Source organism: Streptomyces sp. NBC_00076, from assembly GCF_045041235.1.
Taxonomy (GTDB): domain Bacteria; phylum Actinomycetota; class Actinomycetes; order Streptomycetales; family Streptomycetaceae; genus Streptomyces.
On sequence record NZ_CP108242.1, the window covers coordinates 6,003,679 to 6,025,207 of the forward strand.

The 21,529-nt window shown below is 68.3% G+C and carries 22 protein-coding genes and 1 pseudogene; 16 read left to right on the forward strand and 7 right to left on the reverse strand.

The window, feature by feature from the left end; translation table 11 throughout:
- Positions 1–26 precede the first annotated feature (26 nt).
- The 14 genes from OHA64_RS27405 (at position 27) to OHA64_RS27470 (ending at position 10,620) form a co-directional block, all read left to right on the forward strand.
- Positions 27–791 carry a hypothetical protein gene (locus tag OHA64_RS27405; RefSeq protein WP_328749372.1) on the forward strand — a complete coding sequence of 255 codons (765 nt, stop codon included), beginning with the start codon at positions 27–29 and terminating at the stop codon, positions 789–791.
- Positions 792–828: 37 nt separating this feature from the next.
- On the forward strand, positions 829–1,272 hold the full coding sequence (locus OHA64_RS27410) for a hypothetical protein (RefSeq protein ID WP_328749373.1): 444 nt from the start codon (positions 829–831) through the stop codon (positions 1,270–1,272).
- A 2-nt stretch (positions 1,273–1,274) separates the two neighbouring features.
- Complete coding sequence (locus tag OHA64_RS27415; RefSeq protein WP_328749374.1) at positions 1,275–1,493, forward strand: hypothetical protein; 219 nt, start codon at positions 1,275–1,277, stop codon at positions 1,491–1,493.
- Positions 1,494–1,571: 78 nt separating this feature from the next.
- On the forward strand, positions 1,572–2,633 hold the full coding sequence (locus OHA64_RS27420; RefSeq protein WP_328749375.1) for a DNA cytosine methyltransferase: 1,062 nt from the start codon (positions 1,572–1,574) through the stop codon (positions 2,631–2,633).
- Between the two features lie 34 nt (positions 2,634–2,667).
- Positions 2,668–3,270: a hypothetical protein gene (locus OHA64_RS27425; RefSeq protein WP_328749376.1), complete on the forward strand. Its 603-nt coding sequence runs from the start codon at positions 2,668–2,670 to the stop codon at positions 3,268–3,270.
- Between the two features lie 87 nt (positions 3,271–3,357).
- Positions 3,358–4,680: a hypothetical protein gene (locus tag OHA64_RS27430; RefSeq protein WP_328749377.1), complete on the forward strand. Its 1,323-nt coding sequence runs from the start codon at positions 3,358–3,360 to the stop codon at positions 4,678–4,680.
- Between the two features lie 132 nt (positions 4,681–4,812).
- A complete protein-coding gene (locus tag OHA64_RS27435; RefSeq protein ID WP_328749378.1) occupies positions 4,813–5,283 on the forward strand; it encodes a hypothetical protein in 471 nt (156 codons plus the stop codon).
- Positions 5,284–5,371: 88 nt separating this feature from the next.
- Positions 5,372–5,830 (forward strand): hypothetical protein, encoded by a 459-nt coding sequence (locus tag OHA64_RS27440; RefSeq protein WP_328749379.1) that lies wholly within the window; start codon positions 5,372–5,374, stop codon positions 5,828–5,830.
- 7 nt (positions 5,831–5,837) lie between these two features.
- Positions 5,838–6,545: a hypothetical protein gene (locus OHA64_RS27445; protein WP_328749380.1), complete on the forward strand. Its 708-nt coding sequence runs from the start codon at positions 5,838–5,840 to the stop codon at positions 6,543–6,545.
- A 182-nt stretch (positions 6,546–6,727) separates the two neighbouring features.
- Positions 6,728–7,030 (forward strand): hypothetical protein, encoded by a 303-nt coding sequence (locus OHA64_RS27450; protein ID WP_328749381.1) that lies wholly within the window; start codon positions 6,728–6,730, stop codon positions 7,028–7,030.
- Positions 7,031–7,352: 322 nt separating this feature from the next.
- Positions 7,353–8,051, forward strand: a complete 699-nt coding sequence (locus OHA64_RS27455) for an Lsr2 family protein (RefSeq protein ID WP_328749382.1) — start codon at positions 7,353–7,355, stop codon at positions 8,049–8,051.
- 111 nt (positions 8,052–8,162) lie between these two features.
- On the forward strand, positions 8,163–9,092 hold the full coding sequence (locus OHA64_RS27460; RefSeq protein ID WP_328749384.1) for an Lsr2 family protein: 930 nt from the start codon (positions 8,163–8,165) through the stop codon (positions 9,090–9,092).
- A 404-nt stretch (positions 9,093–9,496) separates the two neighbouring features.
- On the forward strand, positions 9,497–9,922 hold the full coding sequence (locus tag OHA64_RS27465) for a hypothetical protein (RefSeq protein WP_328749385.1): 426 nt from the start codon (positions 9,497–9,499) through the stop codon (positions 9,920–9,922).
- Positions 9,922–10,620, forward strand: a complete 699-nt coding sequence (locus tag OHA64_RS27470; protein ID WP_328749386.1) for a hypothetical protein — start codon at positions 9,922–9,924, stop codon at positions 10,618–10,620. Before OHA64_RS27465 ends, OHA64_RS27470 begins: the two co-directional genes overlap by 1 nt.
- A gap of 62 nt (positions 10,621–10,682) precedes the next feature.
- Here the strand turns inward: OHA64_RS27470 and OHA64_RS27475 are convergent, their stop codons facing one another.
- The 5 genes and pseudogenes from OHA64_RS27475 to OHA64_RS27495 form a co-directional block, all read right to left on the reverse strand.
- Complete coding sequence (locus OHA64_RS27475; protein ID WP_328749388.1) at positions 10,683–11,222, reverse strand: YkgJ family cysteine cluster protein; 540 nt, start codon at positions 11,220–11,222, stop codon at positions 10,683–10,685.
- 294 nt (positions 11,223–11,516) lie between these two features.
- Positions 11,517–13,235 carry a recombinase family protein gene (locus OHA64_RS27480; protein WP_328749389.1) on the reverse strand — a complete coding sequence of 573 codons (1,719 nt, stop codon included), beginning with the start codon at positions 13,233–13,235 and terminating at the stop codon, positions 11,517–11,519.
- Between the two features lie 110 nt (positions 13,236–13,345).
- A pseudogene (locus OHA64_RS27485) lies at positions 13,346–13,588 on the reverse strand (nuclear transport factor 2 family protein); the annotation flags it as partial.
- Entirely contained in the window at positions 13,585–14,475 is an 891-nt protein-coding gene (folP, locus tag OHA64_RS27490) for a dihydropteroate synthase (RefSeq protein WP_405617376.1), read from the reverse strand. The pseudogene OHA64_RS27485 and the gene folP, both read right to left, overlap by 4 nt.
- 303 nt (positions 14,476–14,778) lie before the next feature.
- Positions 14,779–16,590 (reverse strand): phosphatidylglycerol lysyltransferase domain-containing protein, encoded by a 1,812-nt coding sequence (locus OHA64_RS27495; RefSeq protein WP_405617378.1) that lies wholly within the window; start codon positions 16,588–16,590, stop codon positions 14,779–14,781.
- 172 nt (positions 16,591–16,762) lie between these two features.
- On the opposite strand from OHA64_RS27495, the gene OHA64_RS27500 reads away from it, so the two are divergent.
- Together OHA64_RS27500 and OHA64_RS27505 are read left to right on the forward strand one after the other, a co-directional pair.
- Positions 16,763–17,890 (forward strand): alpha/beta hydrolase, encoded by a 1,128-nt coding sequence (locus OHA64_RS27500; protein ID WP_405617380.1) that lies wholly within the window; start codon positions 16,763–16,765, stop codon positions 17,888–17,890.
- A gap of 189 nt (positions 17,891–18,079) precedes the next feature.
- The gene (locus OHA64_RS27505; protein ID WP_405617382.1) at positions 18,080–19,606 is read left to right on the forward strand and encodes a hypothetical protein; all 1,527 of its coding nucleotides are present in this window, start codon (positions 18,080–18,082) and stop codon (positions 19,604–19,606) included.
- 72 nt (positions 19,607–19,678) lie between these two features.
- Here OHA64_RS27505 and OHA64_RS27510 read toward each other — a convergent pair whose 3' ends face one another.
- Both OHA64_RS27510 and OHA64_RS27515 read right to left on the reverse strand, forming a co-directional pair.
- Positions 19,679–21,016, reverse strand: a complete 1,338-nt coding sequence (locus OHA64_RS27510; protein WP_405617384.1) for a PH domain-containing protein — start codon at positions 21,014–21,016, stop codon at positions 19,679–19,681.
- Positions 21,013–21,516, reverse strand: coding sequence for a PH domain-containing protein (locus tag OHA64_RS27515; RefSeq protein ID WP_405617386.1), 504 nt, complete (start codon positions 21,514–21,516; stop codon positions 21,013–21,015). The genes OHA64_RS27510 and OHA64_RS27515 overlap by 4 nt, the downstream gene beginning before the upstream one ends.
- Between the last annotated feature and the right edge of the window lie 13 nt (positions 21,517–21,529).

Here is a 21,529-nt window from a genome sequence, read left to right on the forward strand (position 1 = left end):
TCGGCCCTGACTGGCGAGTTGAGGCCATGCTGAGTTCCGCGATCGTCGTACACCCCATCGGCTTCCGCATTTGCCTGGACGACGGCACCGACGGGGTCCAGTTGACCGCGCACGTGTCGGTCAGCCCGGAGCCGACCCGGTCGCTGGAGACCGTGCAGGCGTACGCCGCCACCGACGAGGACCGGGCCGTCACCGTGCGCCGGACGGTCGAGACCATCCGCACGCAGATCCTGCCTCACTTCGCACGTGAGGACGCCGTGGCCGGCCTGCGCGTGCTCTCCCTCCCCCTGCGGGCAGCCGGAATTCCGGCAGTCGCTCAGGGCAGCAGCTCGAAGACGTACATCGAGTACAAGCCGCACCTGCTCGGCGCCTCGGTGGCCGAGTTCGAGGAGGGCGAGCGCCGCCCGCTCGGGGTGATCATCACTTCCACCGGCAACGACGACACCCGCGTGGAAATCCGCATCCCCTTCCTGCCCGTGAATGAAGCCGCGCGCATCACCAGGGCACTCAGGCCGAGCCTTTCCACTCCCATGGAGGGGATCGAGAACCTGCCGGAGGAGTACCGCTACCAGCTCGGCGTGACGTTCCCGGGCATGACCGCGAAGCACGTCGTCAGCGGCATGCCCCGTTACGACGACCTGATCGACCCGGACGGCGTACTCACCATTCGGCACGCAATGGTCGTGAACCGGGTGGACGAGCAGAACCACAGCCGAGCGTGGGCCGGTGTGTGGCTGCGGGGGGCCACCGTCGCGCAGGCGTACGCGGTCCTGAGCGCCTACGCATCCTGACACCAATCCGCCAGACGAAGGACGAGGAGACCGTGAAATGACAGAGCTGCTGAAGTACACCGGCGAGGACTGGGAGGCCGCGTTCAACCAGGCCGACGACGCCGAATTCTGCGAAATCGACTCCCGCGAGAGTGCTGGCGAGCTGGCCGGCGTGGTCGCCGAGCTGCATGGGGCGGAGGCCGGCAACGACGAGGGCCTGCTGTACGCCGCGATCACCGTGGCCAGGAGCCTGGCTGAGGAATTCGACCGGGATCTCCTCGGCACCGTCCTCAACGGCCACAACCAGGATCACGAGGGCATGGAGCAGCGTGCCACGGGCTACATCCTCGCGAAGTGGCCCGGGTTCCCGATCGAGGAGATCGGCGACCTGTTCACCTTCGGCACCAAGTACGCCTTGCGTGAGTACGAGCGGGTCGCCGACGACGGTTCGACCGGGTTCCGCTACGTGTTCAACGTCTCCAAGGTGCTCGGGAAGGACTGACAGTGCCCCGACCTATCGCCCCCGAATCCATGCTCGTCATCGCCCGTATCGGCGGCAGCTCCAGCAGCCGACGACAGAAGCGGTGCGACACCGTCGAAATCGGTGAGGCCACGATGCGGCTGTGGGCCGCCGAGGGCTACACCACCTTCTGGACCGAGGTCGGCGAGACGGGCCTGTCCAAGCCGTTCGAGCTGGTGGACGGCGAGCGCGTCGAGATCTGAGCCAGGGACACAACAAAAACCCGCGCGGCCTGTCGAGGGCCGCCTTTTTCATGCCCGGCAGGGCCAGGAGACCACGCGATGGATGTCAGCAACGCGGACGCCGTTGACCTTTTCGGCGGCCCCGGCGGCTGGGACTGGGCCGCCCAGAGCCTCGGCATAACCGTGACCGGTATCGAAAAAGACCACGCCGCGTGCGAGACGCGCCGGGCAGCGGGCTTGGGCACCGTTGAAGGCGATGTACGTGACTACGGGCCGGGCGACTTCCCTGCGGCCCGCTACCTCAAAATCGGTTCGCCGCCGTGCCAGCCGTACGCCATCAACGGGCTGGGCAAGGGACGCGCAGCACTGGACAACGTCTTGGCCCTCGCCAGGCGGATGGCCAACCGGGAGGACATCTCCCGCGACCTGGCCGCGTTCGAGGACGAGCGGATCGGCCTGGTGCTCGAACCGCTGCGCTGGGCGTTGCAGGCCATCGACCAGAAGCGGCCCTACGAGGCGATCACGCTGGAGCAGGTCCCTACCGTGCTGCCGGTATGGGAGGCGCTGGCCATCATCCTGCGTGCCGAGGGATACAGCGTCGCCACCGGTAAGTTGAGCGCGGAGGAGTACGGCGTTCCGCAGACCCGCGTCCGCGCGATTTTCGTTGCGCGTCTACACGGTGAGGCCAAGCTGCCCGCGCCCACCCACCGCAAATACCGCAAGGCCGTGGCCCAGGAGGACGGCGACCAGTCGCTCAGGCCGTGGGTGTCCATGGCCGAGGGGATCGGGTGGGGCATGACCCACCGTCCCGGACTGACCGTCACGGTGGGCACCGGCAGCGGGGGAGCGGACCCCTCATGCGTCGGCGGGTCCGGAGCCCGTGCCACGCTCTACGGCGAGCGGGACTCGGGACGATGGGTTGCGTTCAACCGTCTGATGTCCGCTGACGCTCTTCCCGCATACAAGGGCGGACGCAAGGACCAGATCCGCGTATACGCACAAGACGCAGCCCTCCTCCAGTCATTCGAAGACGGCCACCCGTGGCGCGGCTCGACCACCCAGATCCTGACGCAGATCGGCAACGCCTTCCCGCCGCGCATGGCCGAGCAAGTCCTGTGCGCCGCTCTCGACCTCCGCCCCTCGCTGCGCAGCGTCGCATGAAGGGTCGGCTTCTTCAGCAGAAAGGACGTCAGACATGACACACCGCAAGCGCTACCCCTACTCCGCACTCCCCGACGGCCAGTTCGTCCGTGTGTGGACTGACTCCACCCAGCCCGAGTACTACTACGGCCGCATCAAGTACCACCGCCGCAACGACAAGGGACGGCCCGTCGGGATCACCGCCGTGGAAACCCTCGACCCCCGGCACCTGGGCGACTGGTACAGGCGCCCGCATGGCTGGTACCGCGAGATGGGCACCGAGTACATCGAGCCGGTGGAACACCTCACCGAGGAGCCCACCAAGGGCTCGTTCATCTGCGGCCATCCGATCGGCATCACCGACGAGCCCCGCTACTGCACCGAGACGACCGTCGAGGGCACCGACCGATGCGCCACCCACCGTCTGAAGTACACCGAGGCGGAGTGGCGCCAGGCGCTGGAGATCGCCGAGGAGAACGATTTCGACGAGATCGACTCCCGCGAGCATGGTGGGGAGCTGGCCGCCGTAATCGCGGTCATGTTCCACGAGGACGTGGTCGGCCGGGACGAGGTCAAGCTGTACGCCGCGATCACCGTGGCCGGCGGTCGGACCAAGGAGTGGGACCGGGAATTCCTCATGCGCGAAATGACCGGCTGACACGACTAATCCAGCCGAGGACACCGCAGAAATTCCGCGCGGCCTGTGATGGGCCGCTTTTTTCATGCCCGAAAGGAGGCGGTCGGCATGCCTGACCAATGGTGCGAGGAGTGCTGCGGCCCGTGTGAGTGCTGGTCGCCCGAAAGCATTGAACGCCCGCTGGAGGGCCTGGAGCTGGACGGGGAAGCCCTGGTGGCCTACCTCGACAGCCTCACCGAGAGCGAGCGGCAGGAGGCTGCCGGGCCGTGGCCGGTCAGGTGGCTGTACCCCTGGAAAGAGGGGGAGCCGGAGCGCGGGATCAACGTGTGCGGTGGCTGTGGTGGAGGCTGCGCGGGGCTGCGGCTGGTGCTGGGCATCGAGCTGGACATGGTCTGCGTCGACACCTCCAAGGACGCCACCGCAACAGCGCGGGCCGCCGGATGCAACGCGATCTGCATGGACGTGCGCGAGGTCGACCCCCGCCATCCTGCGCTCCGCTGTACTCGGCGCGCGGTGTTCACCATGCCGTGCCCGGACTGGAGCGTTGCGGGCAAGCGTCTCGGTCGCCGGCCGGAGAACCTCCTCATCCTGCTCGACGCGATCTCCGACGTGGCCGAGGCGTACGGCAACGTGTGGCGCTCCGGTGGCCATCACGGAGACGTTTCCACGGCCGAGTTCGGCAACCCCCACGACGGAACCACTGTGGCCGAGATGTGGTCGTGGGTGAACGAGATCACGGCGGACAAGATGACGGCCGGGCTCATGCTCTCGCCGGTCCTGGTCGGCATGGGCCTGCTCGCGGCAGGAGCCCCGCTTGAATCCGTGATCGTCGAGCAGGCATGGACGCTCCCCGAAGAGGTGAAAGCAGCGATCGGGATTGAGTTCATCGTCGCGGGGTGGCACGGCGTTCGCTGGGACACTCTTGACGCGGGAGAGTTCGGAAGCCCGTCCGCCAGGCGCAGGGCGATCATGATGGCGTCGCGGGAGAACCCGCTGGACGCGGTCAAGGCGCCCGGCATCACCACCTGGGCGTCGGACGCCATCGGCTGGGACCCGGAGACCTGGATCAACACGCGTGGGGTCAGGAAGACGTCCGGCGGGAACGAGTTCAAGCTGGGGCGCACCATCCCGGGCATCACGTCAAAAATCCGAGGCTGGTACGACGCGGACGATCCGGAGCGCCGCTTCACGATCGAAGAGGTGTGCAAGCTGCTCGGCTTGCCTCCCAACTACCCGGTACAGGGGACGCGTACGGCCCCCACCTCCCGCTCCTCCCAGTGCCGCCAACTCGGCGACATCTTTTCCCCGCTCGTGTCGGCGGCCGTGTGGGGCGAGCTGTTGGACGTCGACTGGCCGAGCCTGCTGCGGCAGTACCTGGCGGAGCAGTACCCGCAGGTCCACGGCCACACCTTGTACGCCGAGGCGGCGTAAATCCAGCAATTCAGGCCGACTTAGCGCTGGAGTAGGCACAGCGCTTTCCAAAGAACTGTTATGCCGTCACTCGAATGGGTGACCTTTCCAATTCCGGGCCCGCTCGTTGACCACGACGAGGGGGCCCTTCGCATGTTCGAGAAGGAGCACGTGATGTACGGACTGCTGAAGTGCGCGGGCTGCAACGACAGGTGCATCGAGCCCGACGAGGGCGAGACCCCGGACGAGGACGGCTACGCCAAGCGACGCTGCGCGGACTGCACCGTCAACGACGGCTGCTTCTGCGGCACCCAGGACACGTTCATGACGATCGTCGCCGACTGGGAAAACGCCGTGGGCGACGACGGTGAGACCACCTGCGTCGACCTACGGCCCGTCGTGATCACGGTGAAGGCGACCACCCACGAGGCAGCCATCGAAGCGGCCTCCGATCTGCTCCAGGCCCACTTCGGCGCCAGCGTCGAGCAGCTCTACGCCGAGGACATCGAGCGCGACTGGTGGTTCGGCCTGAACGAGACCGACCCGCTCCTGCGGGTGAGCGCGGTCTTCAAGGGCGATCCGCCCCTGATCAACGACGGCGACTTCTTCAACGCCCTGCGCTGACCCGGCCGCTTCCGTGGCGCCCCGGCGGGGCGCGGCGGTGGACCGCCGGACGCAACCACAACATTCCGACCCGGACAAGGAGACCCCCATGCCCAGCAAGAGTGAACCGGATCTGCGCATCGACATCATGCGCGGCGTAGGACCCAAGGAACTGTCCCGTTACGCCGGTCACTACTTCCAGGCGATTCGCGGCACCTACGGCTACGCCGGGATTCTCGTGCGCGTCGAGGGTCACTACGCCGAGATCTTCCAGCCCCGCCTTCGTGGCATCGAGCAGTTCCACATCGGGGGCACCGCGTTCATCCGCTCCCTGGACAAGACGCCCCGGCCGGCCTACGCCCGCGCGCTCGCCTACGACCTGGAGTGGGAGGCCACCGACCTCGCCCTGCGCGGCGGTATCTCCGACGGTGCGATCAAGGACCAGGACACCTGGGACCACCGCAAGGGCGCGTGGGAGGAGGGCCTGGTCGACGTCCACGCGGCCCTCATGCGGGAGATGGCCGGCATTCCGGTCTGCGACATCCACCCCATCCACGACGGAGAGTGACACCGACATGACCAGCATCAGTACCGAACCGCCCCAGCTCAAGACGCCGGAGGGCGGCGCCATGTCTCAGCCGCAGAGTCCCGCGCAGTGGCACGGCCACCCGTACGCGTGGGCCTTTCACGCCATCGGGGGCAGCCTCAGCCGCGACTTCATCGAGAGGGTCTGCAAGCAGGCCGAGGCCGAGGGTGCCCCGCCGGATGTGGTCTACAAGACCCGCTCAGACGACCCGTCGAGGCCCGACGAGTGGATCACCGTGGGCCTGATCACCAACGCCGACCAGCAGACCAGGGTCCGCGAATACGCCAGTGCCCTGGTGGAGTGGAAGGAGGCCCTCAAGGCGCACCGCCAGCCGCCGCAGGTGCAGCCGCTTCAGGAGGCGCGGTCGGGCGGGGGTGCCGAGGGGCCCGAGCTGTTCGCGTACACGGTGGCGTTTGTCGCGCGGATCTCCGGCACGGTGCAGGCGGCCAGCTTCGCCGAGGCCATGAGCAAGCTCGCGCCTGCCGCGCACATCAACGCCGACGGCTACGTGGTGGGAGGGGCGGTCAGTCGGGAGGGCGTGGAGTGGCGGCTGAACTACGACCCGGCCAGGGCCGACATGGTCTCCACGAGCGACCCTGCGGTGCACCGGCCGGCCGACCAGCCGGCCCAGGTGACTCCGGTCCCCGCCACGGGTGTCGTCATGCGGCGCCAGCCCGCCGGGGCGCCACCGCAGTAACGCCTCCCGTTCCGGTCCGGTCCCTGGCTACGAAAGCCAGGGGCCGGACCACTTGCGTTCCCGCTGTCCGCCGCCGATGGAAGGATGGCTAACCCCCGGACACAGCAGCAACGTCCAGCCGAAAGCACCACCCGACAAGGTCGGACCTGGTCATCGGCAGCACTGAACCCCTAGGAGGACACGTGGCCGCCACGGGCTACCGCATGAAGTACGTCGATGGCGCGATGAAGGAGCAAAAGATCAGCGAGCGCTCCGTCACCCGGCTCGCGTACATCGCCGAGCATGCGCCCCGGGGCCGATTTCAGATCAAGAAGGAAACGGGCGAGCTGTGGGACAGTCACGAGGTCCGCACGCTGGAAGAGCGGGGTTTGTGGGACGTCGAGTGGCTGGAGCCCGGCGACGAAGACCACGAGGGAGGCTGGCGCATTCTGCACTTGAATGACGTTGGCAAGAATGTCCTCCGAAAGTGGCGCGAGCGGTCCTGACGCAAGAGCTGCTGGTCAGGCTGAGCACCGCAACCGCTTACATCGCTCTGAGTGATGGAGGAATGGTGATGCCGTCATCCGAATGGGTGACGGGGGCGTTCATTGGCATCGCGCCTGTTGAAGGCTGCCGCAAGAAATAGGCCACACTGCGGGGGGCGGCGCACGCGGGGGCGCGGCATATGCAGTTTAGTGCTCCTGTGCTGCCGTTTACGCACTACCTGTTAACTACTACTCAAAATTGCATCAAGCTAAAGACCTCCTTGGGGCTGCCCACTACAGTGCGGCCCCAGGCACAGTGTCGTTCCGCCTTGGAGGAAGAGACATGGCGCAGACCTTCCGGGTCCGCCTCGTAGATGACATCGACGGGGGTGAAGCTCAGGAGACTGTGAGCTTCACTTTTGATGGCAAGCCCCGAGAAATCGAACTGTCTCACGAAAATGCTGCGAAATTCCGGCAGATCATGCAGCCGTGGATGGAGGCAAGCCGCCCAGCTAAGACCGGCAACATCGCGGTGAAGGGTGCCCCTGCTCCGACGTTGACACAGGCACAGCAGCGCGAAGAGGGCGTGGCCATCCGCGCCTGGTGCGAGAAGAACCACCTGCCGGTCAACAAGCTCGGCCGTATCCCAGCGATGACGCGCAAAGCCTGGGAGCAGCACACCCGCCACGGCGACAGCAGCCTGCTCGACCAGCTCCTGGCCAAGGCCGGCATCGATCCGGATGCGCCGGCAGAACAGGAGCCCGACAGAGTCGTCCCCTTCGCCAAGGGGCGGGTCTCCGTTGAAGACCACCTGGAACGCATGGCACGTGCCGTCGGCAAGCTGTCCGAACCGCAGGAGACCCGCCTCCGCGCAGCCTGCGAAGGAAGCGGCACGGCCGCAGCGTCGAACCCCGCCGACCGCAGCAGCTACGACGCTCTCGTCAGGCGTGGCTGCATGCGCCGAGAGACCCAGGACACCTACAGCATCTCCGAGGTAGGACGCACCTGGGTACGACTCCACGAAGCAGCACTGACCGCCTGACCTCGGAGCCCGCATCCGCCCCCCATGCGGGCCCCACTCCCCAAACGAAAGCCGCCATGACCCCACCGCGCTCGGTGGGGTTTTCGTCATGCCCAGAAACAGGAGCCCACCATGCAGAAGACCGTCATCACCCTCATCGACGACCTCGACTCCACCGGTCAAACCCTGGCCGACGAGACCGTGCCCTTCGCCCTCGACGGTGTCGCCTACGAGATCGACCTCAGCAGCGAGAACGCGCACGTCCTACGAGCCAGGCTCAAGGATTTCATTCAGTGCGGTCGAGCCGTCAAGTCCTCCGGCAAGCACGCTTCGCAGCCCGTGACCACGACCTCCGGCACCAGCAAGACCAAGGACACCCGCACAACTACCATCCGCGCTTGGGCTGTTGAGCAGGGCGTGATGAAGGCGGGCCAGCGTGGGAAGGTCCCGACCTCCGTCACTCAGGCATACGACGCCTTCCAGGCGCACGACAGCGCCCCCCTGAACGAACTTCGCGCCCTTCGTCGGGCTCTCGACTTCACCCCCGGTACCCTCCGGCCTGCCTCCGACCCCGCGCTGAGGGCAGCCAACGCCGTCGTCACCAGGGAGGCGGAACCGCGTCCGCGCAGGGCTCTGAGGGTCCCGGAGCCTGCCGCTGTGGAGGAGAGTGAGGACAGCGGCCCGTCCGCCGAGGACGGGGACGAGGCCAAGGCTCGCGAGCACTACACCGACCTGAAGGAGGCCGGCCTGCTCAGCGACCGCGCTTCGGCCGAGGGGTACTGGGAGCGACGCACGGCAGGCGGCCTGGACCGCACCGACAAGGTTGCGAAAATGACCTTGGTCGAACGCATCGAGATCCTCACCCCGAGGAACGTCACCCTGCTCGCCAAGCTGGCCGGCCTCATCGCCCCCGACGGGCCCGGCAAGATCAGCTACCTGAAGTCCTCCGTCGAGCGACTGGAGAACCTCGAAGTCATCGTCCAGGACCCCGAGTCCCCCTACGGCTGGTCCATCACCGACTTCGGCAGGTACGCCCACGAGCTGCACAGCATGGGCGAGTAGCCCGCAGTGACAGGACCGGCACCATCCCGGGACAGCTCGCGGACATTGGAGAGGCGAATAGCGGCAAGAAGCTCAGCCAACTGGGCGCATCGGCGGCCCAGTTGGAGAACGTCGAGTTCATCGAGCGGAACAGGGGAGGCGAACTGGGTTGCAAGATCACTTAGTTCGGCCGCAACTCGCACAAGGCGCGTGGCTCGCAGACCACATGGCGTGTGTGTGCTGTGCGGACTGAATGTGGATGAGTAGTGAAGCCCGTAGTCAGACGACTGCGGGCTACTTCTGGATCGCACGAACATTCACCCGTTCGAGTGGTGCCTAAACATTTCTTTCAAGGGCGTTCCAGACAGAAGACTTTGCCGGTTAGTTTGTTCGGAACGAAATTGGCCCGCCACAAGGAGTGACCGGTGGAACTCAAGCCCGTGAGTGACGAAGAGGTCTACGCCCACGTCGAGTCGATCCCGCAGGAACTCGTCGACTGCCTCGCAGACCGCCACACATGGGTCGCATACGACTGGCACGGCGAGAACGCCAACGGCCGGCCCGTTCGCAACCCGAACAACGCTGTGTCCATCAACGTCACCCAGCGCTGCGACCGGTGCGACGAGCTGCGACACGCCACCCTGACCATCGGCCGGCGCGGACCCATCGACCGGACGGGGTGGAGCTACAGCAACCGCCACCCTGCGCTCGTCAGCCCCCAGGGCATCAGCAAGACCGGCATCAGCGTCCGCCGCGAGCTGGGCATCAACAAGCTCTGGGCGGGCATCGCCGAAGCACCCATCCCCCTGCGCAGCGTGAAGAGCACCAAGTCCGCCCGGGGCGCCGCCTGATGGCCAAGGCTCTCCTCGACGTCATCACCTGCGACTGGCACGCCGCACTCCCCGAGAAGCCCAAGGTTGCAGCGCAGAACGAACGACTTCTCGAAGGCGGCGGCAAGGTCGACCTGTGCGACCCATGCGCCTGGTTCTTCGACGTGTTCTACACCCGGCGCTCGGAGATCCTCCCCATGCTCCAGGCCGAGGTTCTGGACGCCTTCCACCGCTCAGCGCGCAGAGAGCAGCCGAACCGCCGCGCCCCCGCACAACTCTCCCTCGCCCAGGAGGAGTCGTTGGCGGAAACAGCCCCCGTAGCGGCCACAGCTCCTGCGAAAGCCGCTGACAGCAAGCGGAAGGTGCCGAAGCGGGGGGTCTGGAAGGACGAGGAGGTGCAAGTCCGCTGCCCCCTCCCGCACCGGGCCGGCAGCCCCCGCAAATACTGGGTCGACATCCGCAACCGGACGGCCCACGCCAAGAGCCACAAGAAAGGGAACGGCGATCCCTACGACGGCCCGGACATCGCCTTCGTGCTCCAGGAGGAAGCCGTCTTCACCCACTTCTGCACTGATCACCAGGTGTGTGCCGAAAACGGCGGCTACGGCTTCACCAGCGAGGCGGGGCTCAGGGCCCACATCAACAAGTCGAAGGACTGGCCCCAGGCCACCACGGAAGCCAAGGACGCAGCAGCAATGCGCCGCCAGTCCGCCGCATAATCCGTCCCCCTTACGAAAGCCCCCGGCCAGCCCAGAACTGCCGCCGGGGGCTTCCGCGTGCGTCAGCGAGACGGCCGACTGAGGATCACGGGCGTGCCCAGCCGCGTCTCGATGTGCGGCTCCTCCCGCACCGGCGTGCCGGCCGACAGTTGCAGCCGCACCAGGGCAACGTGCTCCGGGCTGGAGAGCACCTCGTCGATTTGGGCCGGCGGCATGGCGCCGGGTGCTCCGCCGTACCACTGAGCGAGCGACAGAGCCCGTAGGGCCTCCACGGTGTCCATCAGGCCGCCCTCGGGCTCGCACCCCCAGGGGCAGGCCATCTCCGGGAAGAGCCCCCACAGCCGACACAGAATCGGCCGTGCGTCGTAGACGCGGCAGCGCTTGGTCTCCTGGTCCAGCACGTTGCACACCGTCCCGTACGGTCGGCCGTCCGGCCCCGTGACGAGATGCCCCTCCTGGAGGCGCAGGCCGGCCCTCTGGGTGCGCCGGATATCGACGGGGGTCGCGCCCACGTTTCCGCCGCACGAGCCCCAGCATTTACCGGCGCAGTTGATAGCGGGCAGCGACTCGTACAGTTTCGTCAGAGCTGGTTCGTCACGCATGGGGCGACCCTAACTGCGCCCCCCACCCCCGTGCCGATCGCCCATTCGTGTGACGCCATAACAATTTTGGACGGAAAATGCTGCTTCCACCATTCGAGGGGTGACGCGGGTCTGTTTGGTTGACGCCGCACGTTTGTATAATTGCTCGGAAAATATCGCCCCTAATGTGCCGGTATGGCACCCAGCGGACACGCCTTTCAAAGCCGGACGGCCCAGCACCCCACGGAAGAGGAGTGCTGGGCCGGGTTCTGGGAAGTCATCGGCGAGGCGGCGTACCGGATCTGGCGCGAGGAGTCACGCGGCGACGGCCTCGGCGGCTTGCTCCTCGATGATCCGGTCCCAGTCGACGCGCCGGCCGGGGACGAGCTTCTCTGAGACGGGCGCCCACTTCGGGACGATCTCCAGCTTGTTGCGCTGCTTCCCCGGCGTCTTGATAACCACGATGTGGTCGATGATGACGCCGAGTGCCTTACGGCGCTCCTGGTGAGTCATCTTGCCCCAGACCTTGAGGAAGCCCTGAAACGCTTCCTTCGGGGGCACGCTGTTACTGGCGACGGAATCTTGCAGCAGGAGAAGCCGCTGCTCGATGATCCGGAGATCGCCCTGCTTCTCCTCAGTCTTCTTCTTCACTGCCTCCTTCGTGAGCACGCCTTCGAGGAGTGCATCCGCCAGCTTCTCCAAGTCAGACTTGAGCTTCTTCTTCTGCTTCTCCAGATCGGCCAGTGTCTGAGCGTCCACGGTCACTCGCGCTTGCCGCTGCATCGCCAATGCCGCTTGTTCTTCGCCCTTGGCCCGAGCAGTCACCCACTTCAGTACTTGCTTCTCCGCCATGGAGAGCCGAATCGTGACGCCCTCGCACTCTTGGGTCTGGTTCTCACACTGGCAGCGGAAAGTGACCGCAGGGGGGTTACCGCCCACCATCGCCCCCATGGACGCGAGACAGCGCGCCATCTTCATGGAGCCGTCCTTCTGCCGCTTCTCACGGTCCCGGCCGCACCGCATGAGCGACGAAAGGGACCACTTGGGTGTGGTCGTACGAGTTTCGGCCTTCGACTGCTTCCGGCGACGCTGGACGTAACGCATCCACGTGCCCAGCGAGATGATTCGCTTGTGGGCACCGCGCTTCCAGGACATCCAATCCCAGGGCCCACGCTGGTCGGCATCGTAGGCGTTGATCCGGAGAAGTCCCGCAGCAAATCCGGAGTCCATGGACTGCCGCAGACTCGTAGCGGTGATCCGGTTCCCGTAGATGGAGCGCAGGCCCTTGGCGGCGAGCTGCTTGGCAAGCGTCGGGAAGTTCACGCCCTTGACGTAGAGCCTGTACGCCTCGGCGTACAGCTTGGCGAACTTCGAGTGGGGCTGGAGGATGCCTTCGCACGTTTTGCAGTGCTCGTAGGAGCGCTCGTTCGTTTCGCTCCGCCGACAGTCGGGGCATCGGTCGTAACCGAGAACGGGACGGCCGAAGTGGGGGCGGTTTCGGTCGTGCCGGTTCTGTGCTGCTCTGGCCCACCCCTCACCGATTTTCATACTCGCGTGCTCGTCCATGTTCATGAAGTGGTTCATGATCATGAGACCGTCGGCGGTCGTCGGGTCAATGGGCTGAGTGGCGGAAATGAGGACGCCGCCGGCCGAGTACAGCTCGCGAACATGAGCGCGAGACTCTTCGAGGTTTCGGCCCCACCGGCTAGTCTCCAGCACGATGATGCAGTTGATCTCGCCGCGCCGGATCATCTCGATGATTTCCATGACTTTGCGCTCATGGAAGCTGCGGCCGGACTCATCCACGTCGTAGATGACCTCGGGGCCCACCAGCTCGACACCGCGAATCTGCGCGGCGGCCTTGCCGGTACTCACCTGAATTTCGGGGCTTTCCATTTTCTGGCGCCCCATGCTGACACGGACATAAATGACTCCGCGCAGCGTCTCCTTGCCGAGCTGTGCCCGGCTCCAGGCCCGAATTTTGATCTGGTTCTTGGTGCTGATCCTGTGCCGGTTGGCGACGTCCGTGACCATGGCTTCCCTCCTGGGACCAGCGTCAGTCGGGGCGTCGCAGGAGGGTCCGAGCCGCGCCGAGGAGGCGGAGGAACCACCCGCCCAGACGTACGCTATGTCCGCGTCTTGGCGTTCGCCATGATCAGCGCGTACGACCTGAGGACCTCGCCGCGACCGGTGAGCACGGGCCAGCCGGGGTGCACGCAGGAGACGACGCCGACATCGGCCGGGTCGTGGTATTCCTCGTCGACGCCCAGGTCGGCCGGGGCGAGCCAGAGCGAGGACACCGTCTCGAAGTCGCCGCGCTCCATGGCCTCGTAGAAGGCGGTGTTGGCGTGTTCGACCTCTTCCACGTCGGTGTGGGGGGCGCTCACCGGACTCCTTCAGCGCCGTTGCCCGCGGCGCGCGCTCCCTCCATTGCGCGCGCGACCCGTACCGCGTCCGCGGTGGCGCGCACCTCGTGCACGCGTACCGCCCACGCGCCGGCGTGCGCCGCGAGCGCGGAGACGGCGGCGGTGGCGGCGTCGCGCTCGCGGGCGGGCGGCGGCGCGCCCTCCGGGCCGGCCAGGACGCGGCCCAGGAACCGTTTGCGGGAGGCGGCGACGAGCAGGGGGTGCCCGAGGGCGAGCAGGCGGTCGAGGCGGGCGAGGAGGGTGAGGTCGTGCTCGGCGTCCTTGGAGAAGCCGAGGCCGGGGTCGACGACGACCCGGTCGGGGGCGACGCCACCGTCGAGGACGGCCTGCACGCGCGCGTGCAGTTCGTCGACGACTTCGGCCACGACGTCCGCGTACACGCCCTTGACGTTGCCGCCCTCCAGGAAGCCTCGCCAGTGCATGACCACGAAGGGGGCGTTCGCTTCGGCGACGACGGAGATCATCGCGGGGTCGGCGAGGCCGCCGCTGACGTCGTTGACGAGGGCGGCGCCGGCCGAGAGGGCCTGTTCGGCGACGGAGGCGCGCATGGTGTCGACGGAGACGGTGACGCCCTCGGAGGCGAGACCGCGGACGACCGGGATGACCCGCTTGAGCTCCTCGGCCTCGTCGACCCGGCTGGCGCCGGGGCGGGTGGACTCGCCGCCGACGTCCACCAGGTCGGCGCCCTCGGTGACGAGGTCGAGGCCGTGCTTGACGGCGGCCACGGTGTCGAAGAAGCGGCCGCCGTCGGAGAAGGAATCAGGGGTGACGTTCACGACTCCCATGACCGCGCAGCGGCCCCATTCCGGAAGGCCCGCGACGCGCCCGCGTCCGCTCTGCTTGCTCATACGTTCAGCCTAGGCCCAGGGCGGGGTCACAGGGTCCGGGGCCCGGCCGATGTGAGGGGCCGGGGTGAGGCTTGAGCAGAAGTGCCGGGAGGGCGGAGGGGGCCGGGTTTCCGCTCGGTCCCGTCCTGGTGGCCGCGGTCCGCCTTGGCACGCGGTCCGGTTCGTCAGGCGGCTCGCACGTTGTCGTCAGGCCGCCGGGGCGGTGGTCGTCGAGTGGCCCCGGGCGGTTGTCGTCAGGCCCTCCGGGCGGTGATCGTCGAGTGGCCCCGAGCCGTTGTCGTCAGGCCGCCCGGACGGTATGCGTCAGACCGCCGTTCTGACGTTCCGTTCCGTCCCGTGGGCACACGCGCGCGCGGGGGCCGTACGGCGGCGCAGGAAGCGCGGCAGCGGGAGGGCGAGGTTGACGAAGCCCTCCGCCTGCATGGCGGCGAAGCCGATGCGCGGCAGGTCGCCGGAGGCGCGGTAGACGACGAAACGCGGCTCCCAGCGTGGCCGGAACTTCGCGTTGAACTTGTACAGGGACTCGATCTGGAACCAGCGCGAGAGGAAGACCAGCAGCCCGCGCCAGGCACGCAGCACCGGGCCCGCGCCGATCTTCTCGCCCCGCGCGAGCGCCGCCCGGAACATCGCGAAGTTGAGCGACACCTGTGTGATGCCGAGGCGGGGGGCAGCCTGGAGGGCGGCCACGATCAGCAGCTCGTTCATGCCGGGGTCGGCCGAGCGGTCGCGGCGCATCAGGTCCAGGGAGGCGCCGTCCGTGCCCCAGGGCACGAAGTGCAGGATCGCCTTCAGGTCGCCGTACGGCCCCGGCTGGTCGTCCGCCTTGTGGGCGGTGGCGATCAGACAGTCGCCGTCCGCCGGGTCCCCGATCCGGCCCAGGGCCATGGAGAAGCCCCGCTCGGTGTCGGTGCCGCGCCAGTCCTCCGCGGCGCGCCGGACGCGCTCCAGCTCGGCCTCCCCGAGGTCACGGACGCGCCGTACCCGGGTCTCGTAACCGGCCCGCTCGATGCGCTTGACCATCTGCCGCACATTGCGCATCGGGCGGCCGGCGAGGGAGAAATCCGCGACGTCCACCACCGCCTCGTCACCCAGTTCGAGGGCGTCAAGCCCGGTCTCCCGGGTCCACACCTCGCCGCCGGTCTCGGAACAGCCCATGACGGCGGGGGTCCAGGAGTGGGCCGTGGCCTCGTCCATGAAGCGTTCGATGGCGCCCGGCCAGGCCTCCACGTCCCCGATCGGGTCACCGCTGGCGAGCATCACGCCGGAGACGACCCGGTAGGTCACGGCGGCCTTGCCGCTGGGTGAGAAGACGACGGCCTTGTCGCGGCGCAGCGCGAAGTGGCCCAGGGAGTCGCGGCCGCCGTGCTTGTCAAGGAGGGCGCGAAGACGGGCCTCGTCCTCCTCCGTGAGGCGCGCGGCGGGGTGTTCGGGCCGGAAGGCCAGGTAGATCGTCGTGACGGCGGTGAGCAGGCCGAGGGCGCCCAGGGAGAAGGCGACCGTCCACGAGGTGTTGCCCTGGTAGTCGACCGGGCCCTCGAAGCCGAACAGGCCGTACAGGACGTGCGTAATGCGATCGGCCAGGCTCGGGTCGCCGACCATGCGTTCCGGATGGACGCTGACGATGATCAGTCCGAGGAAGAGGGAACCGGCGCCCATGAGGACGAAGTTGGTGAGTGCGCGCCACCGGCTGCGCGGGTCGGGCAGGGCCACGAACTGGTCGCGGTGGCGCAACAGGGGCGCGAGCAGCGCGAGCGAGATGAGCACGCCCACCAGGGAGTGCCGGTACGTGAACTGCGCCACCGCGCCGGCCGGGAGCAGCACCACGGCCGCGCGCCAGGCCCGGCGCTTGTGGCGTTTGAGCCCGTGGGCGAGCAGCAGCAACAGGACGCCGGCGCTGAGCGAGAGCGCGGCGGCGAACGGCCCGAGCGCGCCGGGCAGCACTTCGGCGAGGGTGTGCATACGGCTGTGCCGGAAGCGTGGGAAGACGCCCGCGGCGATGTCCAGAAGGCCTACGAGGGCACACGCTCTGCCGACGAGGGCGGGTACGACTTCGGGGCGCGGGCCACGGAGTACGCGCCCCACCCGGTGTGATCGAGCCGGAACCTGGCCCGACATTTCCTCATCTGTCCTGACAGACATCGCATCCCGTAGTTCTGCGAGAGACCTTGGATCCGGTACCGATTCGGGCATCCGGCGACATTGCGCCCTCTAGGACGGTGTCTTGGAGTAAGAGGTTCACTCATCTCTCCAAAGCTGGTTCAAAGGACGAGGAAAGCGGAAGCAACCAATGGGTCTCACGAGCAACAACACGCTGGCGCTGGCGGTACTGGCGGCCGTTGTGCTGTTCATCGGCACGGTGTGGCTGTGGCCAAGGCTGGCGCGGCGGTCCTTGCGGGCCGTCGGTGGGCGCGTGGGGCTGTTGTTCGCGACCCAGTCGGTGCTCTTCGTGTCGGTCGGCCTCGCCGCCAACCAGGCTTTCGGTTTCTACGCCTCCTGGGCGGACCTGTTAGGGAAGGAGACCACCCGAGGTGTGGTCGTCGACCACGCCGTCGGCGCTCCCTCGGGTGTGCCCCTTCAGGTGATCGAGACACGAAGAGTGCGGGGTGCGACCGGGCTCCGGCCCTCGTCGGGCGGGCAGGTCGAGAAGGTCGACATCGTGGGCCGCACGACAGACATCGCCACGCGCGCGTACGTCTACCTGCCGCCCGAGTACTTCCAGCCGCGATACCGGACCCGGACCTTTCCCGCGGCCGTCGTCCTCACCGGTTATCCGGGTACGGCGCAGGCACTGGTGAGCAAACTCCACTACCCGCGCACGGCTTTGGATCTCGCCGAGGACGGCCGTATGCAGCCGATGATCCTGGTGATGCTGCGGCCGACCGTGGCGCCACCACGGGACACGGAGTGCGTGGACGTCCCCGGGGGTCCGCAGACCGAGTCGTTCTTCGCCAAGGATCTGCCCGACGCCGTATCGGCGCACTACAGAGTGGGCAAGAAACCGGGCAGCTGGGGCATCATCGGCGATTCCACGGGCGGCTATTGCGCGCTGAAGCTCGCCCTGCACCACCCTGGTGTGTACGCGGCTGGGGCGGGCCTGTCGGCGTACTACGACGCGCCCAAGGATCCCACCACGGGCGATCTCTTCCACGGCGACAAGGGACTGCGTGACCGCGCGAACCTGGGGTGGTACCTCAAGCACATGCCCCCGCCCGACACTTCATTGCTCGTCACCAGCAGCAGGGTCGGTGAGTCGAACTACAAGGACACTCTGAAGTTCATAGAGCAGGTGAAGGACACGAGGCTGACCCGCGTCTCGTCGATCATCCTCGAAAGCGGTGGGCACAACTTCAACACCTGGCGGCGGGAGATTCCGCCGACGCTTGAGTGGATCAGCGGACGACTGGGCGACCACTGAAAACGATCTTGCGGATCTCGCCCCTCTTGTCGACACCGACCTGCCAATCCCGCCAATCCCGCCAATCCTGTCGATCCTGCTGAATTCAGTGGCCGATCTGATTCCTGATGACGTGTGAAGGCTGCCGGATGGCAGTGTTTTTGCGGGCCGGGGCACCATGATTCGCCTACGCGCGGTAAGTTTCTGGCCATGCCACGTGGACGTCACCGCCATTCCCCGCCCCTTCACAGGCTGCTGCCTCCGTCGGCGATCGCTGGCGTCTCCCTCGTCTGCGCGCTCGGCCCCTGGGTGTTCACCCAGCCGATGGTGCTCCGCGTGCTGGCCGCGGCCGCCGCGGTGACGGCGATCGTCGGCGCGGTCGTCATGCGCCACTGGGACACGCAGGCGGGCAAGCAGGTCGCCGACCTCACGCGCGCGCGGGCGAGCGACGAGTGGCGGTACGAGGAGCGGGTCGCCGAGCTGGAGACCGATCTGGAGGAGTCGCGCGAGCTGCGGGTCAAGCTGGAGCAGCGACTGCGGGCCAAGCGGTCGGAGCTGGCGGGGCTGCGCAACGAACACGCGGCGCTGCTGCGGCGGTACGCCACGGCGGAGACCGAGCGGGCGAGCGCCCTGGAGGGCCGCCGACTGCTGGAGATAGAGACCGCGACTCCGACCCGCGAACTGCTGCCGGCGCCGGCCGCGTCCGCTGAGGCGGCGGGGAGCGTGGAGACGGCGGACGGCGCGGGGAGCGCGCAGCGCTCGCACGACTCGGAAGACGTGGCAGGGAAGCCCGTGGCTCCCGGGGTCTTCTCGCCGTCGGGTTCGCAGCTGTTCGCGCGGGCGATGGGCGCGCTGGCGCGTTTCGGCGACGAGGGCTACGTGCGCGACGAGAGCGACGAGAGCGACGGTAAGGCGAAGGCCGAAGCGGAGGACGTGGAGCCGGAGGACGTGGAGCCGGAAGGCGCCGAGTCTCAGATCGCCGAACCCACGGACGCCGAACCCACGGACGCCGAGACGGCCGGGCCCGGCGAGGCCGCTGCCCCCGCCACGAATATCGAGGCGGTCACTGGCGCTGAGCCCCTCGTGGACGTCGAGCCCCTCGTGGACGTCGAGCCCCTCGTGGACGTCGAGCCACTCATGGCCGTCGAGGCCAAGAGCATCGCGTCCAAGAGCGTCGCATCCAAGGGCCTCACCGACGGCAGGTCGAAGAAGATACCCAAGGGCGAGCCCGAGGGTGCCTCGGACGGCGAGTCGGTGAAGGCCGGCTCCGCCGAGAGGGCCGCGTCCGGTGCCGCCGAGAACAGCAAGTCGGAGGCCGCGCAGGAGGACGAGGCGCAGGGGAAGCCCGAGGCGGTCGACGGGCATCAGCGCGCGGCCGCCGCCACCACCACCGCCAGGGCGGCCCAGCCCGCTCAGCAGCCTTCCGGGCACTTCGTCGCGCCGACCGCGGTGGCGGTCGTACCGTCGGCTCCCGCGCGACGCCACGCGGTCGAGGGCGGCTTCGACTTCTTCGGTACGAAGCAGGGCGCCGAGCCGGCCGCCCTGGAGGCCGTGCAGAACGAGGACCTCGCCGACGTGGTCGGCCAGGAGGCGCTGGCCCTCCACAAGGCCGAGGCCGAGGCTGGTTTCAAGGCGGCGGACGAGGACGCGCGGGGCGTCGGCCAGGTGATCGACCTGACGGCCCACGACGAGACGGAACAGATCGACCTGCAAGGGCTGCGGAGCGCGGTGTCCTGACGGCCGCCTCCAACCCGACCAGCACAAAAACGAGGACCAGGACCAGGACGAGGACCAGGACCAGGACCAGGACTAGGACGTCATCCACCGGTCCGGCCGAGCGTCACGCCGTCCCGTCCGTGATCTCTCCGCCTGCGTCCGCAGCAGATCCGCGGCCTCCTGGGTGTCCCGCAGACGGGCTGTCACCGTCTTGTTGGCCCCCGTGTCCACCTCGACGTCGGCGACCCGCCACAGGCGCTCCCAAGGCCCTTGAGTGAGCCGTACGCTCTGCACCTTGGCGTGCGGGACGAGCGACAGGCGGCGGCGCAGCAGTCCGTGCCGCGCCGCGAACACGCTGTCGCTGACGGCGAGTCCGTAGCCACGCCACCACACCGGTACGCACCGCCCGGCCCGCCGGGGTGGCCGGGACAGCGCCGCCGGTGGCGGCACGGTCACCCCGGGCAGCACGCGCGCGACGACCGACTCGGCGACCGCGCGCGGAGCGACCGGCACCAGCACCGAGTTGGACGACCCGGCCACGTCCAGCTCGACCCGGACCCAGCCGCGCCGCCGCCACAGCAGGGGCTCCACGATCCGTACGGTCTGCACGCGACCCGGCGGCACCGTCTCGTGCGTACGGTCCAGCAGCCCGTGGTCGATGCGCAGCCCGTCCGGCGACTCGCCGACCGTCCAGTCGTACTCGCCGACGAACCGCCCCACACTGCTCGCGCCCGCCGCGCCCAGCAGCGGCACGCCGGTCGCGAGGACCGTCCACACGCTGTGGGTGGCCAGCCACAGGACCGGCGGTACGACGAGCGCGGCGGCCAGCGTGGCCCAGGTCGCGCCGGTCAGCACCAGCGAGACGGCGAGTACCCGCGGCGGCACGCGCAGCAGCTCGCGGGAGGGTGCCTCGCCGACCTCGTGCGCCGTCTCGGGTGCGAAACCGGCGGCGCGCGCGAGGAGTTCGGCGCGCAGCGCACGCGCCTCGTCCTCACCGAGGAAGGCCAGTTCGTCCTTCTTGTCCGTTCCTATGACGTCGAGTTTGAGTTTCGCGACGCCCGCGACCCGCGCGAGCAGCGGCTGGGTGACGTCGACGGCCTGGATCCGCTCCAGCCGGATGTGCGCGGTCCGCCGGAACAGCAGGCCGGTCCGGATGCGCAGTTCGCTGTCGGTGACCGCGAAGTGGGTGAACCACCAGGTCAGAAAGCCGTAGAGGGCCGCGGCCGGGACGAGTACGGCGAGCGCGATCAGCAGCGTGGTGGTGGTCAGCCTGGTCAGCTGGCGCTGTGCCTGGTCGGGGTCGTGCACCGCCCACCCGATGAGTACCGCGATCGGCGCCCACGCCCGTCTGAGCGGGGTCACGGGGTGCAGCCGCCGTTCGGTGGGCGGCTGCTTCTCGCGTACGTCGTCCTCGACGCCGGGCGCGGTCACAGCCCGGCCGATCGGGCCTCGCCGAGCTCGGTGAGCCGGTCGCGCAGCCGTTCCGCCTCGGCCGGGTCGAGCCCCGGGATGGTCGCGTCGGTCGCCGCGGCCGCCGTGTGCAGCTGCACGTTGGCCAGCCGGAAGTGGCGTTCCACGGGCCCGGAGGTGACCTCGACCAGTTGCATCCGTCCGTACGGCACGACGGTCTCCTCCTGCCACAGCACGCCCCGGCTGATCAGCAGGTCGTCGGCGCGTTCGGCATAGCGCCAGGAGCGCCAGTTGCGGCCGAGCATCACCCAGCCCCACGCCATGAGCACCAGCGGCAGCAGCGCGAAGGCGGCCCAGGCCGGCTCGACGAGCAGCCCGAGCAGCAGGCCCAGCCCCAGGGCCAGCAGACCCAGCCACACCACCAGCAGAAGCCGCCGCATGCGCAGCAGCCTCGGCGGCAGCCCGGTCCACACCGGCTCGTCCCCTGCGGTCCCCGTGTCTGGCGCGCTCCCCGTCTCCATGGCGCCAGCGTAC